Source organism: Bradyrhizobium sp. CCBAU 45389, from assembly GCF_028128625.1.
In the GTDB taxonomy this organism is placed as follows: Bacteria; Pseudomonadota; Alphaproteobacteria; order Rhizobiales; family Xanthobacteraceae; genus Bradyrhizobium; species Bradyrhizobium liaoningense_B.
The window spans coordinates 145,458-163,836 of sequence record NZ_LBIY01000093.1 but is presented as its reverse complement, the minus strand read 5'-3'; the positions used below and the strand labels follow the sequence as shown (position 1 = coordinate 163,836).

The window sequence follows — 18,379 nt, the reverse complement described above, 5'->3', positions numbered from 1 at the left end:
TACGAACATGAAAATCGGCATCAATTCGGACATGGGCGAAGGTTTTGGCAACTATCGCATCTGCGACGACGAGGCGCTGATGGGTATCATCTCGTCGGCCAACGTCGCGTGCGGTTTCCACGCCGGCGATCCCATCATCATGGATCGCATGGTTCGCCTGGCAAAGCAGAAGGGGGTCGAGGTCGGCGCCCATCCGGGCCTGCCCGACCTGCTCGGATTTGGCCGCCGCGTGATCCAGATGGACGCCGCCGAGCTCGAGAAGCATATGGTCTATCAGATCGGCGCCTTGCAGGCGATCGCGGCCAATGCGGACTATCGCGTGACCCATGTCAGCTTCCACGCCGCGATGGGGAACATGGTCAATGCCGCCCCCGACATGGCCGATGTCGTTGCCCGTGCGATTGCTACCATCAATCGCGATTTCATCGTGTTCTCGCAGCCTGACGCCGAGATCGTGCGTGCCGCGCGCAAGGTGGGCCTGCGCATCCTCACGCTGTTCCTGGCTGACCGCGCCTATGACGAGCACGGCCACCTGGTGTCCCGCAAGCTTCCCAACTCGGTCATCACCTCCACCGAGGCGGTGGCCGAGCGGGTCAAGCGCTTCCTCGACAGCGGAACTGTGCAGACCATCGAGGGCAAGTCGATCAAGGTCGAGGCGCGCTCGATCCTGATCCACAGCGACACGCCCGGATCGGTCAACCTCGCCGGCACCGTACGCCGCGTGATCGAGCAGGGCGGCGGCGAAGTCACGCCCGCGACCGTCCTGCTCAACTGAGCGTGCGGATGCGCACGACCGGTGTGCCGTAGCCGATCGTAGCGCCAGGCTCCGCGATCACGGCGTCAACGGTGCCGGCGGCCGGCGCCACGATGGGCGCATACAAGAGCCCGATCTTGACGAGGCCGACGATCGCGCCGGCCTCGATGCGCTGGCCCTGTGCGACGAGCGGCTTGTCCCGCCAGGGATGAGCCGCAAGGAAATGCCCTGCGACTTCGGCTTTGGCGATGACGGAATGGTCTTTGGTAGGGACGGTCGGCGTCGGTGACACGGCCATTCGCGGTCCCGTGTCGACGACGAGCTTCAGGGACTGGCCGGGCTCCTCGATCTCGATCGTGTCCACCCCGGACCTTTCGAGGATCTGCGCCAGACGCGCGATATCGGTCAGCTCTATCGGCATGTTCTGCTCTCCTCGACAAGGCGCACATTGGTCCTGAGCCGGTCAAGATAGACCGACATCTCGGCTTCGGCTGCCAGCGCATCGGAATAAGCAGTTTGCTCGAACCGCAGCTTGCTGCCGAGCCGCGCTTGCCCGACGCGCCACAGATCGGCGCGGATTACGGTTGCGATCTTCGGGTAGCCGCCGGAGGTCTGCGCGTCGCGCATCTGGATGATCGGCTGTCCGTTCGGCGGAATCTGGATGACGCCGGGGACGATGCCGTGCGAGCGTTTCTCGATCGGTGCCTTCGGCTTCACGGCGGGGCCTTGCAGGCGGTAGCCGTAACGGTTGCTCTGCGGCGTGATCTTCCAGCTGCTGGACCAGAACAGCGCCTGCGTGGCGGCGTCGAACCCGTCATACTCGCCGGCAATCACGACCCTGACGATGGTCTCGTCCGCGCCGGTGTTCGGCCGCGCCAGCGTGATCTCGGCCGGCTCGACCCCGAGCTCGCCGATGGTCGAAGTCGACACGGCGCAGGGCAGGATGTCGCCTGGTTGGAGCGGCCGTCCGCGCCAGCCGCCGAACTCGCCGCGAAACTGCGTGCTGCGTGAGCCCAGCACCATGGGCACGTCGATGCCGCCGCCAACGGTCAGATAGAGCCGTGCGCCGCGGGGCATTGCCTTGATGGTCAAGATATCGCCGGCACGGGCGTGCGACCGCCACCATGGCGGGATCACGCGTCCTGCGATCTCGGCCTCGACATCGGCGCCCGTGAGCGCAAAGGCCATGCCCCGGCCGAAACGAAGCTTGAACGGCAGCATCGGGATTTCGATGCCGGCGGCGTTCTCGTCGTTGCCAACAAGAATGTTGCCGGCACGCAGCGCGACATCGTCCATCGCACCCGACGTGCCGACCCCGAAGCGATACTGGTCGAAGCGGCCGAGATCCTGGACGCTGGCGGGCCCCGTGACTGACAGGATCTCGATCACCGGATCACCCGTTCGATCTCGAAGCGGATCGTGTCGCCCGGTGCGAGCGCGGCTGGCGTCGGCCAGGACGGATCGAAGAACGTCCAGCTCGTGTGCCCGATGGCGTGCCAGCCGCTGGGGCCGGGCGATGCGGAGATACCTGTCTGCGATCCGCCGATGGAGACCGAGCCGCCCGCGGAGCGTTGCAGCGGCGTCTGTCGCCGCGGCATGGTGATGCGCGGGTCCATGCCGCCGAGATAGCAATAGCCGGGATGGCTGCCGAGCGCGAACACGGTGTAGAGCGGCGCGGCATGGATCGAGACCACGTCGTCGACGGACAGGCCGCAATGATCGGCGACGGACTGAAGCGACGATCCGATCTCGCCGCCATAGGTGACGGGCAGCCTGATCTCGCGGCCGCCGATCGCGAGGCTGTCCGCCGCGTCCCAGCCGTCGTTGAGCGCCCCGATCAGGGTGTCGAGCTCGCGCGGAGGGGTCTTGAAGGTCAGCATCATGTTGGTGATGCCGGGAATGGCCTCGCGGATATCAGGCCATTTCGACGCGGTGGCCGCCAGCGCCCAGATGCGCCGCTGATGCGGCAGGTCGAACGCGCCGGGCGCCTCGAACAGGAGCGCCGACGTCCCGAGCAGGCTGATCCGCGGCCGGTCCGGCGTGGTCATGGCGCGGCTACCTTCGCATTCATCCAGTGCTCGAGATGATGGATGTCGTAGCCGCCGCGGCAGAACGCGGGATCGGCGAGGATCGCCTGATGCAACGGCACATTGGTCCGGATGCCTTCGGCGCAGAGTTCGGACAAGGCGACGCGCGCGCGTGCCAGGGCCTCCTCGCGGGTGCCGCCGTGGGCGATCAGCTTACCGATCAGCGAGTCATAGTGTCGGGGAACGGTAGCGCCCGCGGTGATATGCGAATCGAAGCGGATGCCGATGCCGCCGGGAACATCCCAGCGCGTCACCGTGCCGGGCGAGGGCGCGAAACTGGTGGGGTCCTCGGCATTGATGCGGAATTCGACGGCATGGCCGACACAGGCGATGTCGCCCTGCGCGATGCCCAACGGCTCGCCTTGCGCGATCCGGATTTGCCCCTTGACGATGTCGATGCCCGTCGTCATCTCGGTGACGGGATGCTCGACTTGGACGCGCGTGTTCATCTCGATGAAGAAGAACTGCCCGTCCTCGTAAAGGAATTCGAAGGTGCCGGCGCTGCGATAGCCGATCCGCCGGCAGGCCTCGACGCAGCTTGCGCCCACCCGCTCGATCAGCGCGCGGTCGATGCCGGGCGCGGGAGCTTCCTCGACCACCTTCTGGTTCCTGCGCTGCAGCGAGCAGTCGCGGTCGCCGAGCCAGAGATGGTTGTCGTGCTGGTCGCACAGCACCTGGATCTCGATATGGCGGGGTTTTTCGAGGAATTTCTCGATATAGACAGCAGCGTTCTTGAAGGCCTTGCTGGCTTCCGCGCGGGTCAGCGCCAGCGCCTCGTCCAGTGCGCCTTCGCTGCGCACGATCCGCATGCCGCGTCCGCCGCCGCCGCCGGCAGCCTTGATGATGACGGGATATCCGATGTCCTGCGCGATCGCGCGCACCTCGGCCGGATCATCGGGCAGGGCGCTGTCCGGCCCCGGCACGCAAGGCACGCCCGCCAGCCGCATCGCGCGCTTGGCTGCGACCTTGTCGCCCATGGTCCGGATACAGTCCGCAGGCGGGCCGATGAAGGTGAGACCGGCGCGCGCGACCCGATCGGCGAACTCCGCGCTCTCCGAGAGAAATCCGTAGCCGGGGTGAATTGCCTGGGCGCCGCTGACCTCGGCTGCGAGCAGGATCGCCGCAACGTTGAGATAGGTGCTGCTCGCCGGCGCCGGCCCGACGCAGAGTGCCTCATCGGCGAGTGCGACATAGCGTGCGTCGCGGTCCGCCTCCGAGTGAATGACGACTGTCTTGAGACCCATCGCCCGACAGGCGCGCTGGATGCGAAGCGCGATCTCGCCGCGATTGGCGATCAGGACCTTGTCGAACATCAGGATGAACCCGCAGGACCGATCCGGAACAGGGCTTGACCCGCTGCGATCTCCTCACCGTTCTCCGCGAGAACCGCGAGCACGACGCCGGGCGCCTCGGCGGCAATATCGATGAAGGTCTTCATCGCTTCGATGATGCAGATCTTCTGCCCGACCTCGATCCGTGCGCCGACCTCGACCAGCGGCGGCTCGTCCGGCGCCGCGGCCCGGTAGAAGATGCCATGCATCGGCGCGGGCACGACAATGTCGGCGGTGGCCTCGGGAGCAGCGCGTTCCTGGTGATCGAGCGTGGCGGCGGCCTCAACCGTGACCCGGTTTGCATGGTGCGCCGAGGCCGGGGGCGCTTCTGCAGACGCGCGCTTGAGGATGCGGATGCGGGTGCCGTCCTGCGCGAGGTCCAGCTCCGCGATGGAGGAGCGCGTAACGAGATCGACGAGTTGTTCGATTTTGGCGAGGTCCACAGTCACGTTCCGCGTTGCAGGCCTGTCGAGTTCGGGGCGTTCATGCGTCACTCCGCAGGCGGCCGGCTCTTCTGTGCAAAATTGAGGCCGCCGACGACCTGCTGGGTCGGCAGGACTTCCATGAAGGCGACATTCATGCGCGCCGGCGACCCAACCGCGAACGCGATCGAATTGGCGATGTCCTCGGGCTGAAGCGAATCATAGTCGTCGAAGAAGCGACGTTTGGCTTCGGCGAGGTCACCGAGCAGCCGGCCGAAAACCTCGGTCTCGACCCGCGCCGGCGAAATCTCGGTGACGCGAACCCTGGTCCCGTAGAGATCGACGCGCAGCTGCTGCGACAGCGAGTGAATGCCAGCCTTCGTGGCGTGATACACGGTGTTGCCGCCGCCGAATGCGTAGTGGCCGGCGATCGAGGAGATGTTGACGACATGGCCGCGGTCGCGTTGCGCCATGCCGGGCACGACCAGCCGCGTCAGATGCAGGACCGCGCGAAGATTGACGTCGATGAGGGCGTCGACATCCTCCGCCGTGGTGTCCAGGATATTGCCGCGCCGGGACTGGCCGGCATTGTTGACCAGGACGTCGAACTCGGCCGACTTCGCCAATGAGGCAAGCGCGTCGAGGTCGCTGATGTCGACGGCGCAGGTGCGGCATCCGGTCTCCGCCGACAGGGCGCTCAGGCGAGCGGCGTCGCGGGCGACGGCGTAGACTTCGAGCCCTTCCGCACTCAGGCGGCGAACCGTCGCAGCTCCTATTCCGGAGGATGCGCCCGTCACCAGGGCCGTCCGATAGTCCGAAAATCCCATCCGCGAGGGCTCCTCTGCTACCGTCCAACCCGCTGGTGGCGTCGGCTGCAACGCGAGCGGCGGACGAGTTCAGCACTAGCTATAGGCCCCTCAGGTTCCCAGTGGTAAGAACAATTCCTTCTGATCCCATAGCTTCAGCCTATCGCTGCTGCATTGCTCCCTGACGGGATATCCGGAGACGCCGTATTGGATACGAAACGCTTGGAGGCCTTCATCAAGGTCGTGGATCTCGGCAGCATGACGAGCGCGGCGAAGGTGCTGAATGTCGCGCAGCCGGCCCTGAGCCAGCACATTGCGAGCCTGGAGGTTGATTTCAAGTGCAAGCTGCTCGACCGCAGCGCCCGCGGGGTCAAGCCCACCGAGGCCGGACGAATCCTCTACCGCTATGCCAAGTCGATCCAGCGGCAGATCGAAGAGGCGAGGCGCACCATTCTGGACAACAAGCCGGAGCTGACCGGCAACGTCACGATCGGCCTGGCCCCGCTCAGCTCGGCGGCATTGCTGGCGACCCCGCTGCTGATGCAGGTACGCGAACGCTATCCCGGCATCGTGCCGCACATCTACGACAGCTCCGGGGTCATGCTCAGCGAGATGATGCTGAAGGGGAGCATGGATATGGCTGTCCTCTATGGCGAGCGCCCGGTGACCGGTCTCGATTACAAGCCGCTGATGCGCGAGTACTTTTATCTTGTCGTACCCCGCAGCATGTATCCGGTGCAGATGCCTCCGGAGGACGTTTCGGCGGCGGAGGTCGCGCAATTCGACCTGCTGCTGCCATATCGGGAATCCTTCCTGCGGCAGACGGTCGAGCGGGTCTGCGCCGAGGTCGGACTCCGCCCGCGCATCGTCGCCGAGATCCATTCCCAATCGACCCTCTCTTCGGCGATTGCGGCCGGCGTGGGGGCGGCAGTGCTGCCGATGTCGATCGCAAAGGAGTTGCCGAACCTCGACGAACTCTGCATTCGGAGGATCGACGCGCCGTCGGCCTCGCAACAGATGTCGCTCTGCATTTCCGATAACGCTGCTTTGTCCGATGCCGCATTCGCCGTCTACAAGATCCTGCTCGAGATCATCGTCAAGACCTGGGGACCGCTCGGTATCCATCTCGGCTCGACCGCCATCGCCACGGGTGCCCCAACGTCGCCTCTGGATGGGCCGAAGGACGAGCCATAACGAAACACGATGCGGCAATCCTAAAATCTGAATTTGCCGCCCCAAGGCGGTTGGTTATGGAGGTGTAACGGAGATCGCGACTGCAAGGAGGTTATCATGGTGCATGTGATCAGGACATTCGACCGGCCCGCCGCCGAGCTTGTCGAGCGCATCAAGAAGTTTCCTCCGTCCACCCTGCACGAGGCGCAGGGGCGCTCGGGCGCGCTGACCTCCCGCATCAAGCCAATCTATTCCGGCATGCGCGCCTGCGGACCGGCGCTGACGGTGAGCTGCCATCCGGCCGACAACATCATGCTGATCACGGCGATTTCGCTGGCCAAGCCCGGCGACGTGCTCGTGGTGAGCGCGGGCGATCATCCCGAGCAGGGCGGCTTCGGCGAGGTGCTGGCGACGGCCTGCGTCGCCAAGGGCATCGTCGGGCTGGTCACGGATGCCGGCGTTCGCGACGGTCTTGCGGTGCGTGACACCGGCTTCAACGTCTTCTCCTACGGCCTCTGCATGAAAGGCACCGTCAAGGAGACCCTCGGCACCATCAATCAGCCGATCGTCATCGGCGGCATTGCCGTCCGCCCCGGCGACATCGTCAGCGCCGATGACGACGGCGTCGTGATCGTGCCGAAGGAGAACATCGCCGATGTCTGCGCCAAGTCGGCGGCGCGCGAGGACAAGGAAGCCGGCGTGATGAAGGCGCTCAAGGCCGGCGGCGACATTCTCGAGCTCTCCGGCATCGGCAAGGTGCTCGAATCCAAGGGCTGCACTTTCGCCTGAGGGGACAAGCGCCGCACGGACGCAGTGATGGGAGATCAGGTGTCAGCCATTCTCGGCTCTGGAGAGCATCGCTACCGCGTCGTCGATAACTGGGCGAAGTTGCCGGATGGCTGGCAGCTCACCGACGTCGCCTCCGTCGCCGTCGACAGCAAGGATCGCATCTACGTCTTCAACCGCGGCGCCCATCCGATGGTGGTGTTCGACCGCGACGGCAATTTCCTGCGCAGCTGGGGCGAGGGGCTGTTCTCCCGCGCCCACGGCCTGCACATCGATGCCGACGACAATCTCTACTGCACCGATGACGGCGACCACACCGTGCGAAAATGCACGACGGACGGCAAGGTGCTGCTGACGATCGGCGTCCCCGAAAGGCCCGCACCGTTCATGAGCGGCGACCCCTTCCATCGCTGCACCCACACGGCCTTGTCGCCGAAGGGCGAGATCTATGTCTCCGACGGCTACGGCAACGCCCGCATCCACAAATTCACGCCGGACGGCGAGCTGATCAGGAGCTGGGGCGCGCCCGGCACTGATCCCGGCCAGTTCAATATCGTGCACAATATCGTCGCCGATGCCGATGGCTGGGTCTATGTCGCCGATCGCGAGAACCATCGCGTGCAGGTGTTCGACGGCAACGGCAAGTACGAGACGCAGTGGAACAATCTGCACCGGCCGTGTGCGCTGTGCTGCTGCGGCGGGGCTAAGAACCCCACCTTCGTCATCGGCGAGCTCGGTCCCGCCATGCCGGTCAACCGCAAGGTGCCCAATCTCGGCCCGCGGCTGTCGATCGTGGACGCCAAGGGCAACCGCATCGCGCGGCTCGGCGGCGAGGACGGCCCCGGTCTTGCGAGCGGCAAGTTCCTCGCGCCGCATGGGATCGCGCTGGACTCCAGAGGCGACATGTATGTTGGCGAGGTCGGTGTCACCGACTGGAAGACGAACTTCCCGGACGAGGACATGCCGGAATTGGTCCGCACCTCGCGTTGCCTGCAGAAGCTGGAGCGGGTGGCTGAGAGGCGAGCCTAAACGACTGGTCGGACTTCTCGACGCCGGCGCGCGTCCGGCTGCCGGGTTGTGCTGTGGGTATACTGACGCTCGGGGGCAGAGGCTCTTGGCGCAAAACGAGCCGGTTTGCCTTGATCTTCTCCACCGTAGATAGTCCCTCTGCCGATGGCGGAACCCGCAAAGTTGTCGGCTGATACCGACGCTAACCCTCACCGCGCACTCTAGTCCAACCAGAAACGCGAGGATTCGCAGCGCCGTCGATTAGGAAAGCGTTGGTGCGCTATCGGCGAATTTGTCCGGTGATTTTGGCCCCCAACCCGCACGCCTTGATCCCGTCCATGATGTGTGCACTGAAAATCCGAAGATGTGATTTTCGCTTCCAATTCAGGCATATATGGCCCTAGAAGGGCCTGGCGGCAGAAGCGCTGTCAAACCGGATTTCTCCATCGGTCCAATTGCGCATAGGATTGATCGGAAGCGAAATATCTCTGTAGAATGAATAATTTAGATCGCAGATTTTCCACGGCCCTCATGATGGATCGGAGCGAGAGTTCAAGCTTTTCAAATGGTTAGAGGGCGGCATGTGCACGACGTGTGCACCGGGAGATCAAGAAAAATCGCATCAAGGCCAGTGCGGGCAAGCATCCAAAAAGTGGATCGAGGCGCCCTTCGAGCAAGTCACAGGACACACGATGTCTGAGAGCAGGGGACACATGGCGTGGCGACAGGCGATAGCAACTGTCCGCTGATAGAGGTGTCACCCCTTACGAAGCACCCTAGTCTAATCAGAGGCGAAGTGTTTTGCGGCGTCACTTGGGGATGCTTCGGTACGCATCGGTGAATTTGTCGTGTGGTGTAGGCTCGCCGTAGCGTTTATTCCGCTGCAACGGGCGGAATCGGCAGCGCCGTGATCGACTTGATCTTCTCCATCGCGAAGCGCGAGGTGACGTTTTTCAGCGGCACGGCGTGGATCAGTTTCTTGTAGAACACGTCGTAGCTCTGCATGTCCGGGATCACGACTCGCAGCATGTAGTCGACGTCGCCGGCCATTCGGTAGAATTCCATCACTTCGGGCATGGCGCTGACGGCTTCGGCAAAGCGTTTCAGCCAGGCATCCGAGGTCGGAGCTCTCCACGGAGACGAACACCGAAAGGCCAAGCCCGATCCTGTTCTGATCGACCAGGGCAACCCGTCTCAGGATCACGCCATCGGCTTCCAGCCGCTGGACGCGTTTCCAGCACGGCGTCGAGGACAAGCCGACGCGGTCGCCGATTTCCGCAACCGAGAGTGAGGCGTCCTCCTGGAGGACCGCCAGCATCTGCACACGTGCTCGAGGGCTTGTGGACCGAGTTGGCCGATCACGCAGACACAGGGACAATCGCCTCGCGCGAGACGGCGGCTCTATTGGCGACAGCGCGCTGGTCCGTCGCCACGGCGGCAACACGTAAGGAGAGCAGGGGCCTTCATCGCCGCGAGGATTTCCCTTCACGGGATTCCGGGCTTGCAGTCCGTCTGCTGAGTGGCGGTCTGGACCAGGTCTGGGTCGCGGTCGATGGTGCTCCTGCGGACGCCAAGACCGGTCAGCTCGAGGCGGCATCATGATCGAACTCATCGTCGCGGACCGCTGTACGGATTGCGGGGCATGCATCGAGGTTTGCCCAGCTGATGTGCTCGACGCCGGGCAAGGCGGCCTGCCGATCCTCGCGCGTGTCGAGGATTGCCAGACCTGCTTCATGTGCGAGCTCTATTGTCAGGCCGACGCCATCTACGTCGCACCCGATTGCGACCGCCGTGTCGCCGTCGACGAGACCGAGGTGGTGGCCTCCGGCCGCCTCGGTCAATACCGCAAGCATTCCGGCTGGGACGAATGGTCCGATCGCTTCCCTAACGAGCAATGGCTGATGGAAACCGTATTCCGTCGCGCCGGCGGGGCCACGGCGAAGCCGACGTCGGCTGACGTTATCCGCACGAAGTGAGTCCAGAGAGACGAACTCTTATGTCGTGCCGAGATGCGTCGCCCTGTTGTTGCAGGACAGCGGCGATCTTTGAAAAGACTATCTTGGTCTGAGCGCCTAGCATGTCCTCGCTATTGCCATCGTAAAGCTGCAAGACATGAACTCTCCCCGAATTGAAAGCAAGAACGCCACCACCAGCGTGCGATCGCCGATCATCGTCAATCAGCTTGGGCCGGACGTTCGCGCCGTCCTGGCCGATCACTGGTCGCGTCCGCTGATCATCGATCACCCCGCCGATCGCGCGCCATGGGAGATCGCTCCGGAGGCGGACGTTCTGCTGACGCGGCCGCTGGCGGGCTGGCACAAGGCGCCCGCGCCGGCTGGCCGTTTGGCCTGCGCTGGATCCAGACTGCCTCGACCGGCGTCGATTTCTTTCCGGCCTGGCTGCTCGACGGTCCCGTGGTTACGGTCGGCCGTGGCATCTCGGCTGATCCGATCGCGGAATATGTCCTTGCGGCGATCCTCGGCTTCGAAAAGCGCATCCACGACATCCGTCCGCGCAACCGCGAACAATGGAAGATTGCTCCGCTCGGTTCGCTCAGCGGCAAGACCATCGGGATCGCGGGCCTCGGTGCGATCGGCCGTGCCGTTGTCGAGCGTATCAAGCCGTTCGGTGTCAACATCAGGGTTTTGCGGCGCTCAGGCTGGCCATATGTCCTCCCGAGCATTCAGCCTGTCGACAGCATCGAGCAGCTGGTCGAGGTTTCCGATCATCTCGTTCTCGCCCTGCCGGCGACGACGAAGACGGCGCGTCTGATCAACGCCGACGTGCTGGCACGCGCCAAGCCATCGCTGCACCTGATCAACGTCGCGCGCGGACGGATCGTCGATCAGGGCGCCCTATTGCAGGCGCTCGATGAGGGACGGATTGCCGGCGCGACGCTCGATGTGACCGATCCCGAGCCACCGCCGGAGGACGATCCGATCTATAGCCATCCCAAGGTCGTCCTGACCCCGCACGTGTCATGGACGGGTGGCGAGGATGCCAAGCGGCTGGCCGACAAGACCCTGGTCAACCTCGACGCCTATGCGCATGGCGTGGCGCTGGCCGACGTCTTCGACAAGAACCTCGAATACTAGAAAAGGAGTCGCATCCATGAACAAGGTCGTCGAGAGGCCCAAGAAATACTCCCTGGTCGAGCGCACGCCGGCCGCGACATTCGAGGAAGAGCGGCTGCACCGCAAACAGCGGCTTGCCGCAACATTTCGCTTGTTCTCGCGCTATGGTTACGATCAGGGCCTCGCGGGCCATGTCACCGTGCGCGATCCGGAGTTTCCCGAACGGTTCTGGATCAACCCGCTGTCAAAGCATTTCAGCCAGATCAAGGTGTCCGACCTTCAGCTGGTCGATCACGAGGGCAACATCCTGATCGGCGACAAGCCGATCAACCAGGCCGGCTTCGTGATCCACTCGGCGATCCACGCCGCGCATCCGGAGGTGATCGCGGCCGCCCACACCCACTCGACCTACGGCAAGGCTTGGTCGGCCCTCGGCCGTCTGCTCGATCCGCTGACACACATGAAGATAAGGGAGACAACGTGCCTCAGGCCGCCCATATTCCGTACCTCACTTCAAATCAACACAGAAAGGCAATCTATGGTTGCTGCGACTTGCGGGTCGACCTCTTGGTGCAGCAACTGATTCACTCGCGCACGAGAGCTCGCTCAGCGGAAATTATCCTCGCGATCTAGATTGAGGACACCGCGGTCACGACTCATGTGCTGGAGAGACAGCGCTCGGGATGTCACGGACCTCGGAACTAAGGCGAACAGTGGATATGTCGCGGCCGCGGGCCGTGTCTACTATCTTGACGTCTTAAACCACCAGCATTCAACTGACTTTTGCTTTGTCCTGTTTTCATCGGGCGCTCGGGCGTTCTGTCCGGATTATCATCTTAAAATGCGCTGACTAGCGCAAGAACATAAAGCCCACGAGCTAATCACGCATTCCAAAAGAAACTTTCTCCGTCAGAGATAAGCAGAAAACAACGGCCCGTGCTTATCCCGAAGGGACAGAAACTCGAGATTCATGCCATCGAAGGTCTATCTAGGAGCGCGTCGCTGATGACGGCCATCGCAGCGAGGTGGTGTCCGGTGCCCTCGTCGTAAGCTTCGTAGCGCCGATCGCAAGCGATCGTCCACCTACCTCAAATACCCCACCACCATCCTCGTCGTCTCGTCCACCAGCACCTTCACAATCTTCTCCGTCAGCATCTCGGCATGGTTCAACACCGTGTTGTGCGCGACTGACTCGATCGCGCTGACGCAGATGAAGGTTGCGACATCGACGTCCACCTTGCGCATCTCCCTGCGGCGGCTTTCGAGATAGGTGCGCACCAAAGTGTGGACCTCGCGGTTGAAGGCTTCGACGTCCTTGAGCTGGCCGGTGCGGGGGATCTGCTCGGCGAGCACGCGGTGCAGTTTCGGGTTGATGCGGTGGGCGTCGATCGCGACGGTGACGAGCTTTCGCACGGCTTTGTCGATCGGGAGGTCGGCGACTTCAAGGAGCGCCGTGCGGACGAGGCCCATGATCTCCTCGTTGTGGCGATCGATCACGGCGGCGACCAGCGCTTCCTTGCTCGGAAAATATTGGTAGAGCGAGCCGACGCTGACGCCGGCGATTTCGGCGATGCGGTTGGTGCTGGCCTTTTCAAAACCTTCCTTGACCAGAATGCGAGCAGTTGCCTCGACCAATGCGTCGACGGTGGCGCGGGATCACTGCTGCAGGGCATTTTTCCGGGGTTTTGTGTACGGTTTGCGGGCCACGGCCTTGTGATCTGAATGCGAGTAGGAAAAGCGAGTGAATGCTCGCATTATATCGGAAAGTGGCGGCGGGTCGGCAAGTCTCTTCGTCGCCGTTTCGAAAGAGACAGATGGGGATGTGGCCATGAGCGTTGCCAGGATCGTGTCGGCCTTGCAGTTTTGCCCGGGCGGTTGCGCGTTCAGTCCACCGGCCCGGCGCGATCCCGCGCCAAGCCTGCAAAGCCGCGCCTTCAACCTGCTGCTGCGGCAGCTTCCCTACAAGCAGCAGCTCGCATCAGCCGAAGCCGTGCAGGCGCACGTGCAGAGGCTCGCATTGGAGCCTGTAACGTTCGAGCCGACGGGACTTGGCCGCGGCGTCGAGGCGACGCTGACGAAGATGGGCGGCTGGCCGGTCTATTACACCGCGCCGTCGTCGGGACACGAAGGCTGCAACTACGTCATGTTCCTGCATGGCGGCGGCTACATCAACGAGATCGTGCCGGCGCATTGGCGCTTCGTCGGACAGATGACGCGGCAGGCGCGCGTGTGCTGCGTCGTGCCGATCTATCCACTTGCGCCGCGCGCGACCGCGAAGGATGTCGTGCCGGCGACGGCGGAGCTGTTACGCATGTTGTTGGAGGACGCCGGGCCGGCAAAGGTCACGGTGGTCGGCAATTCCGCTGGCGCAGGGCTCGCGCTCGCGGCCTGCCAGTGGCTGCGCGATCGCGGCCATCGGCAGCCAAGCAGGCTGGTGCTGATCTCGCCCGCAGCCGATGCGTCGGTCAGCCGTCCGGAGCAGGTTGCGATCGCGGCGCGCGATCCGATCCAGGACATTCCGGGGATCGTCGAGGCGGGACGGCTCTATGCCGGCGAGCTCGATGTCGGCCATCCCTTCGTCAGTCCGCTCAACGGCGCGTTTCGTGCGCTGGCGCCGATGACGATCTTCGCTGGCACGCGCGATCTGCTCTATCCCGATAGCGTCGATCTCGCGGAGCGGGCGAGGGCGGTGGGCGTGTCGGTCGAGCTGCATCTGTTGCGGGACCAGCCGCACAATTATGCGCTGATGCCGACGCCGGAGGGACGGCGGGCGCGTGCAATCATCGTGCGCGAGATTGGCTAGGAATGTGGCGTGATCATCGTCACAGAGCGCGCCGCCGCGATCGGTCCGGCGCTGGCGGTGCCCGCACGGAGGGATAAGGCGACCCCCGGGGCGTTTCCTCCTAGATCAGTCGTCCTGGTATCCGTCGACCCGGTACCAGTAATTTTGCGGGGCCCTCAGGCGTGGCCCTTGATCTCGTAGTGACCCGGCACGCATTTGTAGCGCTCGAGGCGCCAGTTAGCGTGATAGATCGGATGCTCGCCCATCCATTTTGCCAGCGGTGCCTGTGCACCGATCGCACACTGCATCATCGACATTTCGGGCGTCATGTTGCTGTCGGTCACGATTTCCTCGACGCAAGCGCCCGAGGCAGATGCACCTAGCCGGCAGAGCACGGCAACGACGGTCACGAACATTCCAGTCACCTCATCGGTAGTTTCAGACCACGAAGAGGATGCAAGCGGAGTGCCAGAGCCTGTGACACAAACAACACGCTGACCCGGACGACTCGACCTAGCGTCCACCTTCCTTTGACGATTCGGATTGTAAAAAATTGCCATTAACCCGAATCCGGACAAATACGGGGAACCCGCAGCAAAACACCCAGGAATGATCGATTGTCAGGGCAGCGCCGCGTATGAGCCACTTCACAAGGCCCGCACGGCCGATACGATTCGTGAAGTTGCGGGCACTCGCCAAAAGAGCGGGGCTGCCGCAGCACCACAGGAAACGCGAGGGCGGACCATGAAGGTACGACCGACCGGCGTGATCCCGCCGATGACAACGCCGTTCCGGAAAGACGGCGAGATCGACTTTGAGCTCGTGGCGCCCCAGGTCGACTGGATGATCGGTGCCGGCGTGCACGGCGTTGCGGCCGGCGGTTCCACCGGCGAGGGCCACACGCTCGACCATGAGGAATATCGCGACCTCGTGGCTGCGACGGTGGCGGCGGTGAAGAGACGCATTCCCGTGATCGCCGGCATCATCGTCGATTCCACGCGCGATGCGATCCGCCGCGGCAAGCTCGTCCGCGACATGGATGTCGCAGCGCTCCAGGTCACGCCGGTGCATTACCTGTTCAAGCCGGACGACGAGGCGATGGTCGCGCATTTCCGCGCCATGGCGGACGAGACCGGCATGCCCATCATCATCTACAACGTGGTGCCGTGGTCGTATTTGTCGCCGGCGCTGTTGACGCGGATCATGACCGAGGTGCCGCTGGTCGTGGGCGTCAAGCAGAGCGCGGGCGATCTAAAGCTGTTCGCGGACCTCATGATGATGGCGCCCGACAAGCTGATCTACAGTGCCGTCGATGCCCTGATGTATCCGTCCTACACGCTCGGGGCCCATGGCTCGATCGCCGCGATCCTGACCGCGGCACCGCATGCCTCCGTCGTGCTGTGGGATGCGGTGAAGGCGGGCGACCATCCGCGCGTGCTCGATCTGCACAAGAAGCTGCTGACGCTGTGGAATGCGGTCATTGCCGACAATCTTCCGGCCTGCACGCGCTACGCATAGACGCTCCAGGGCCTGCCGAAAACGTATCCGCGCGCGCCGATGCCGGAGGCATCGCCCACGCAGCAGGCCGCAATCCGCAAGGCGCTGGAGGGCCTCGGCGCGCTGAACGGGGCGCGTAGTGAGGCGGCCGAATAATCCGCCGGCCGAAATAACCGACGTCGAACGGCAGCGCCGATCCGCTTTTACCTGCGGATGCGGCGCTGCTACATTTTGCCCGCGCGTCAGCGCGTAGCGATGAAGAAACATACCGACAAGGGGAGGGGCCGAAAGTCCCATGAAGGATTTTGCTGGAAAGATCGCGGTCATCACCGGCGGCGGCACGGGAATGGGGCGCGAGCTCGCGCGGCAGCTCGTTGCCGAGGGCTGCAATGTCGCGATGTGCGACGTCTCGGAGGCCGCGATGGCCGAGACCAAACGGCTGTGTGAGGTCGAGAAGCTGCCGCAGGGCCTGCGCGTCACGACGCATGTCGCCGACGTCGCCATCGAGGATCATCTCAAGCGCTTCCGCGACGAGCTCGCCGAGCAGCAGGAGACGGACAGGATCCATCTCCTGTTCAACAATGCCGGCATCGGCGGTGGCGGCAGCCTGTTCACCAACACGCGCGAGCAGTGGGAGCGCACCTTCAGCATCTGCTGGGGCGGGGTCTATCTCGGCGTGCGCACCTTCCTGCCGATGCTGGTCGCGGCCGACGAGGCCCACATCGTCAACACCGCCAGCGTCAACGGCTTCTGGGCCTCGATCGGCATGAACCAGGCGCACACCGCCTACAGCTCGGCCAAGTTCGCGGTGAAGGGATTTACCGAAGCGCTGATCAACGACCTGCGCCTGCACGCCCCGCACGTCAAATGCTCGGTGGTGATGCCCGGCCATATCGGCACCTCGATCGTCTCCAATTCGCGCAAGGTGCAAAGCGCCGACGGCTCGGAGCGGCTCAACGCCGACGAGGTCGCCCTGACCCGCAAGCGCATGGTTGCCGCCGGTGTGCCGGATGCCGACAAGATGTCGGACGAGGACATCCAGGCGGCGTTCGCCGAGCGCGCCCGCAGCTTCCTGGAGGACGCGCCGACAACGGCCGCGCAGGCCGCGAAGATCATCCTCGACGGGGTCAAGGCGGAGCGCTGGCGCATCCTCGTGGGTGAGGATGCCAGGCGCCTCGACGAGCGTGTCCGCGCCACGCCGGAGCAGGCCTATGACCGCGCCTTCTACGAAAGCTTTACCCAGGAGGTCGGCTGGCGACTCGGTTGAGTCTGCCTGGCTGCGCCGGTCAATGAAGGCGCCCGAATATGGGTATGATGATCGTCATGGCAAGAGGTGCGCAGGTTCATTTGACGTGCCACCTCCTGCCATTGTTCACAGCCTCATGACGAATTGGAATGTCACGCATGCGACGTGGCCCGTCGTTCAAGCATCGTTCAAGCGATGGTGATGTCCAACGGCTCTCATTCGGCGCACGGCAGCTTGGTTGGGGAACCGAAATAGTTTAGTCAATCAGGGGTAACGCGATGACAGAGCGTAGCTCCCGATGACGCCCGCATGCCTCTCCGACGACTGGATCCTTTGCCCGGAGAGAGAGGACATCTCCGCTGAGTTCACGCGGCTCCTCACCGCGGCCCAGGAAGGCGGCGCCACGATCGCGGAATGCCTGATGATCGCGCGGCAGCTCAAGCGGGGTGACGAGCAATCCTGGCATCGCGAGTGGAAGAGGCTCGCGCGGACCAATCGCCACCGTGCCGAGGCCGCCTTCGCGGAAGGCCACATGGCCACCGCTCAGCGCAACTGGCTGCGGGCGCTCAACTACTACGGTGCTGCGGCGATGCCGCTCGATCCGGCCGACGAGCGCCGCTGGGTTGCGGTGCTGGCGATGCAGGAGTGCGCCCGCCGCTATCTCACGGCGCGCGCGCCGGCCGGCGAGGTCGTGACCATTCCCTGGGTCGAGGATCATGCGTTGCAGGGCTACTTGCTGCCCGCGCCGTCGGCGCGGGGACGGGCGCCGACCGTGATCTGCATCGGCGAGCCCGGGCACCGCAAGGAGGAATTCCTGTTCAAGCTCGCGCCGCATGCGCGCGAGCGCGGACTGTCGATGCTGGCGCTCGACCTGCTCGGCGACCAGCGCGACGACTACACCGACACGCTTCTGCAGCGCCGCGACCTCGAGAGCTCGATTGCGAGCGTCATGGATTATCTGGAAACGCGCGGCGACGTCGATTTCGACCGCGTCGCCATCGTGGCGGACGGGTGGGGCTCCTCCTTCGTGGCGCGCGCGGTGCTGCAGGAGCCGCGGCTGGCTGCGGCAGTCTGCGACGGCGGCCTGTGGGATCTGCACGAACGATCCTTCTTCGCCAGCCGATTCGCGGTGAGCGACCTCAGCATCGTCCCGGTGCCGCATTCGCCGCTGATGGCTTCCAGCGCGGATTGTCCGGTGCTGATCACGCTCGGCGAGGATGGCTGGCTCAAGGCCGACCGGGCGCGTCAGATCGTCCAGAAATCCCGCCTCGGCAGCTCCGACGTCGCGCTGAAGGTGTTCACCGCGGCGGAGACCGGCGCGGCGCAGGCGCATGCGGACAATCCGAGCCTTGCCAACGAATACATCTTCGACTGGCTGGAAACGCGGCTCGAGGCCGGGCGGGGCGCCTGAGC

Annotated in this window: 19 protein-coding genes and 2 pseudogenes; 12 read left to right on the top strand and 9 right to left on the bottom strand. The window is 64.1% G+C overall.

All coding sequences use genetic code 11. From position 1 onward, the window contains the following. The first annotated feature begins 7 nt into the window (after nt 1–7). Nucleotides 8–775: a LamB/YcsF family protein gene (locus XH79_RS24630; RefSeq protein WP_271583251.1), complete on the top strand. Its 768-nt coding sequence runs from the start codon at nt 8–10 to the stop codon at nt 773–775. Here XH79_RS24630 and XH79_RS24625 read toward each other — a convergent pair. From XH79_RS24625 to XH79_RS24600, 6 genes are read right to left on the bottom strand one after another with little or no spacing between them, the layout of a single operon-like run. After that, nucleotides 768–1,175 (bottom strand): acetyl-CoA carboxylase biotin carboxyl carrier protein, encoded by a 408-nt coding sequence (locus tag XH79_RS24625; RefSeq protein ID WP_271583250.1) that lies wholly within the window; start codon nt 1,173–1,175, stop codon nt 768–770. The genes XH79_RS24630 and XH79_RS24625 overlap by 8 nt on opposite strands. Further along, nucleotides 1,166–2,143, bottom strand: a complete 978-nt coding sequence (locus tag XH79_RS24620) for a biotin-dependent carboxyltransferase family protein (protein WP_271583249.1) — start codon at nt 2,141–2,143, stop codon at nt 1,166–1,168. Before XH79_RS24620 ends, XH79_RS24625 begins: the two co-directional genes overlap by 10 nt. Beyond that, the gene (gene pxpB, locus XH79_RS24615) at nt 2,140–2,802 is read right to left on the bottom strand and encodes a 5-oxoprolinase subunit PxpB (protein WP_271583248.1); all 663 of its coding nucleotides are present in this window, start codon (nt 2,800–2,802) and stop codon (nt 2,140–2,142) included. Before pxpB ends, XH79_RS24620 begins: the two co-directional genes overlap by 4 nt. Continuing rightward, nucleotides 2,799–4,154, bottom strand: coding sequence for an acetyl-CoA carboxylase biotin carboxylase subunit (gene accC / locus XH79_RS24610; RefSeq protein ID WP_271583247.1), 1,356 nt, complete (start codon nt 4,152–4,154; stop codon nt 2,799–2,801). Before accC ends, pxpB begins: the two co-directional genes overlap by 4 nt. Beyond that, the gene (locus XH79_RS24605) at nt 4,154–4,615 is read right to left on the bottom strand and encodes an acetyl-CoA carboxylase biotin carboxyl carrier protein (protein WP_271583246.1); all 462 of its coding nucleotides are present in this window, start codon (nt 4,613–4,615) and stop codon (nt 4,154–4,156) included. The genes accC and XH79_RS24605 overlap by 1 nt, the downstream gene beginning before the upstream one ends. A gap of 47 nt (nt 4,616–4,662) precedes the next feature. After that, on the bottom strand, nt 4,663–5,421 hold the full coding sequence (locus tag XH79_RS24600) for an SDR family oxidoreductase (RefSeq protein WP_212337771.1): 759 nt from the start codon (nt 5,419–5,421) through the stop codon (nt 4,663–4,665). Nucleotides 5,422–5,607: 186 nt separating this feature from the next. Between XH79_RS24600 and XH79_RS24595 the strand changes: the two genes are divergently transcribed. From XH79_RS24595 to XH79_RS24585, 3 genes are all read left to right on the top strand, one after another. Then, nucleotides 5,608–6,594: a LysR substrate-binding domain-containing protein gene (locus tag XH79_RS24595; RefSeq protein ID WP_212337773.1), complete on the top strand. Its 987-nt coding sequence runs from the start codon at nt 5,608–5,610 to the stop codon at nt 6,592–6,594. A gap of 96 nt (nt 6,595–6,690) precedes the next feature. Further along, nucleotides 6,691–7,362, top strand: a complete 672-nt coding sequence (locus tag XH79_RS24590; RefSeq protein ID WP_212337775.1) for a 4-carboxy-4-hydroxy-2-oxoadipate aldolase/oxaloacetate decarboxylase — start codon at nt 6,691–6,693, stop codon at nt 7,360–7,362. A gap of 39 nt (nt 7,363–7,401) precedes the next feature. Then, nucleotides 7,402–8,388 carry a peptidyl-alpha-hydroxyglycine alpha-amidating lyase family protein gene (locus tag XH79_RS24585; RefSeq protein ID WP_271583245.1) on the top strand — a complete coding sequence of 329 codons (987 nt, stop codon included), beginning with the start codon at nt 7,402–7,404 and terminating at the stop codon, nt 8,386–8,388. An 852-nt stretch (nt 8,389–9,240) separates the two neighbouring features. On the opposite strand, the pseudogene XH79_RS24580 reads toward XH79_RS24585, so the two are convergent. Continuing rightward, nucleotides 9,241–9,685, bottom strand: a pseudogene (locus tag XH79_RS24580) (Lrp/AsnC family transcriptional regulator). Here XH79_RS24580 and XH79_RS24575 point away from each other — a divergent pair. The 4 genes from XH79_RS24575 to XH79_RS24560 all read left to right on the top strand — a co-directional run bounded on the left by XH79_RS24575 (nt 9,655) and on the right by XH79_RS24560 (nt 12,024). Continuing rightward, complete coding sequence (locus XH79_RS24575; RefSeq protein ID WP_442869970.1) at nt 9,655–9,969, top strand: hypothetical protein; 315 nt, start codon at nt 9,655–9,657, stop codon at nt 9,967–9,969. The pseudogene XH79_RS24580 and the gene XH79_RS24575 sit on opposite strands and share 31 nt — an antisense overlap. Next, entirely contained in the window at nt 9,966–10,343 is a 378-nt protein-coding gene (locus XH79_RS24570) for a 4Fe-4S dicluster domain-containing protein (RefSeq protein WP_271583243.1), read from the top strand. The genes XH79_RS24575 and XH79_RS24570 overlap by 4 nt, the downstream gene beginning before the upstream one ends. A 285-nt stretch (nt 10,344–10,628) precedes the next feature. Then, the gene (locus XH79_RS24565; RefSeq protein WP_271583242.1) at nt 10,629–11,462 is read left to right on the top strand and encodes an NAD(P)-dependent oxidoreductase; all 834 of its coding nucleotides are present in this window, start codon (nt 10,629–10,631) and stop codon (nt 11,460–11,462) included. 16 nt (nt 11,463–11,478) lie between these two features. Beyond that, on the top strand, nt 11,479–12,024 hold the full coding sequence (locus XH79_RS24560) for a class II aldolase/adducin family protein (RefSeq protein ID WP_271583241.1): 546 nt from the start codon (nt 11,479–11,481) through the stop codon (nt 12,022–12,024). A 500-nt stretch (nt 12,025–12,524) separates the two neighbouring features. Here XH79_RS24560 and XH79_RS24555 read toward each other — a convergent pair whose 3' ends face one another. After that, on the bottom strand, nt 12,525–13,076 hold the full coding sequence (locus XH79_RS24555) for a TetR/AcrR family transcriptional regulator (protein ID WP_271583240.1): 552 nt from the start codon (nt 13,074–13,076) through the stop codon (nt 12,525–12,527). Nucleotides 13,077–13,269: 193 nt separating this feature from the next. Between XH79_RS24555 and XH79_RS24550 the strand changes: the two genes are divergently transcribed. After that, entirely contained in the window at nt 13,270–14,244 is a 975-nt protein-coding gene (locus XH79_RS24550) for an alpha/beta fold hydrolase (protein WP_271583239.1), read from the top strand. A gap of 155 nt (nt 14,245–14,399) precedes the next feature. On the opposite strand, the gene XH79_RS24545 is transcribed toward XH79_RS24550, so the two are convergent. After that, the gene (locus tag XH79_RS24545; RefSeq protein ID WP_027547402.1) at nt 14,400–14,639 is read right to left on the bottom strand and encodes a hypothetical protein; all 240 of its coding nucleotides are present in this window, start codon (nt 14,637–14,639) and stop codon (nt 14,400–14,402) included. 328 nt (nt 14,640–14,967) lie between these two features. Between XH79_RS24545 and XH79_RS24540 the strand changes: the two are divergent. From XH79_RS24540 to XH79_RS24530, 3 genes and pseudogenes are all read left to right on the top strand, one after another. Beyond that, nucleotides 14,968–15,876, top strand: a pseudogene (locus XH79_RS24540) (dihydrodipicolinate synthase family protein). 139 nt (nt 15,877–16,015) lie between these two features. Next, nucleotides 16,016–16,987: an SDR family NAD(P)-dependent oxidoreductase gene (locus XH79_RS24535; RefSeq protein WP_271583238.1), complete on the top strand. Its 972-nt coding sequence runs from the start codon at nt 16,016–16,018 to the stop codon at nt 16,985–16,987. A 277-nt stretch (nt 16,988–17,264) separates the two neighbouring features. Further along, nucleotides 17,265–18,377 carry an alpha/beta hydrolase family protein gene (locus XH79_RS24530; protein ID WP_271583237.1) on the top strand — a complete coding sequence of 371 codons (1,113 nt, stop codon included), beginning with the start codon at nt 17,265–17,267 and terminating at the stop codon, nt 18,375–18,377. The last annotated feature ends 2 nt before the right edge of the window (nt 18,378–18,379 follow it).

Bases quoted from the DNA above. Each gene is read 5' to 3' on its own strand.
- XH79_RS24630 (WP_271583251.1), top strand. From the start codon at position 8: ATGAAAATCGGCATCAATTCGGACATGGGCGAAGGTTTTGGCAACTAT.
- XH79_RS24625 (WP_271583250.1), bottom strand. From the start codon at position 1,175: ATGCCGATAGAGCTGACCGATATCGCGCGTCTGGCGCAGATCCTCGAA.
- pxpB (WP_271583248.1), bottom strand. From the start codon at position 2,802: ATGACCACGCCGGACCGGCCGCGGATCAGCCTGCTCGGGACGTCGGCG.
- accC (WP_271583247.1), bottom strand. From the start codon at position 4,154: ATGTTCGACAAGGTCCTGATCGCCAATCGCGGCGAGATCGCGCTTCGC.
- XH79_RS24600 (WP_212337771.1), bottom strand. From the start codon at position 5,421: ATGGGATTTTCGGACTATCGGACGGCCCTGGTGACGGGCGCATCCTCC.
- XH79_RS24590 (WP_212337775.1), top strand. From the start codon at position 6,691: ATGGTGCATGTGATCAGGACATTCGACCGGCCCGCCGCCGAGCTTGTC.
- XH79_RS24570 (WP_271583243.1), top strand. From the start codon at position 9,966: ATGATCGAACTCATCGTCGCGGACCGCTGTACGGATTGCGGGGCATGC.
- XH79_RS24565 (WP_271583242.1), top strand. From the start codon at position 10,629: ATGGGAGATCGCTCCGGAGGCGGACGTTCTGCTGACGCGGCCGCTGGC.
- XH79_RS24560 (WP_271583241.1), top strand. From the start codon at position 11,479: ATGAACAAGGTCGTCGAGAGGCCCAAGAAATACTCCCTGGTCGAGCGC.
- XH79_RS24550 (WP_271583239.1), top strand. From the start codon at position 13,270: ATGAGCGTTGCCAGGATCGTGTCGGCCTTGCAGTTTTGCCCGGGCGGT.
- XH79_RS24545 (WP_027547402.1), bottom strand. From the start codon at position 14,639: ATGTTCGTGACCGTCGTTGCCGTGCTCTGCCGGCTAGGTGCATCTGCC.
- XH79_RS24535 (WP_271583238.1), top strand. From the start codon at position 16,016: ATGAAGGATTTTGCTGGAAAGATCGCGGTCATCACCGGCGGCGGCACG.
- XH79_RS24530 (WP_271583237.1), top strand. From the start codon at position 17,265: ATGACGCCCGCATGCCTCTCCGACGACTGGATCCTTTGCCCGGAGAGA.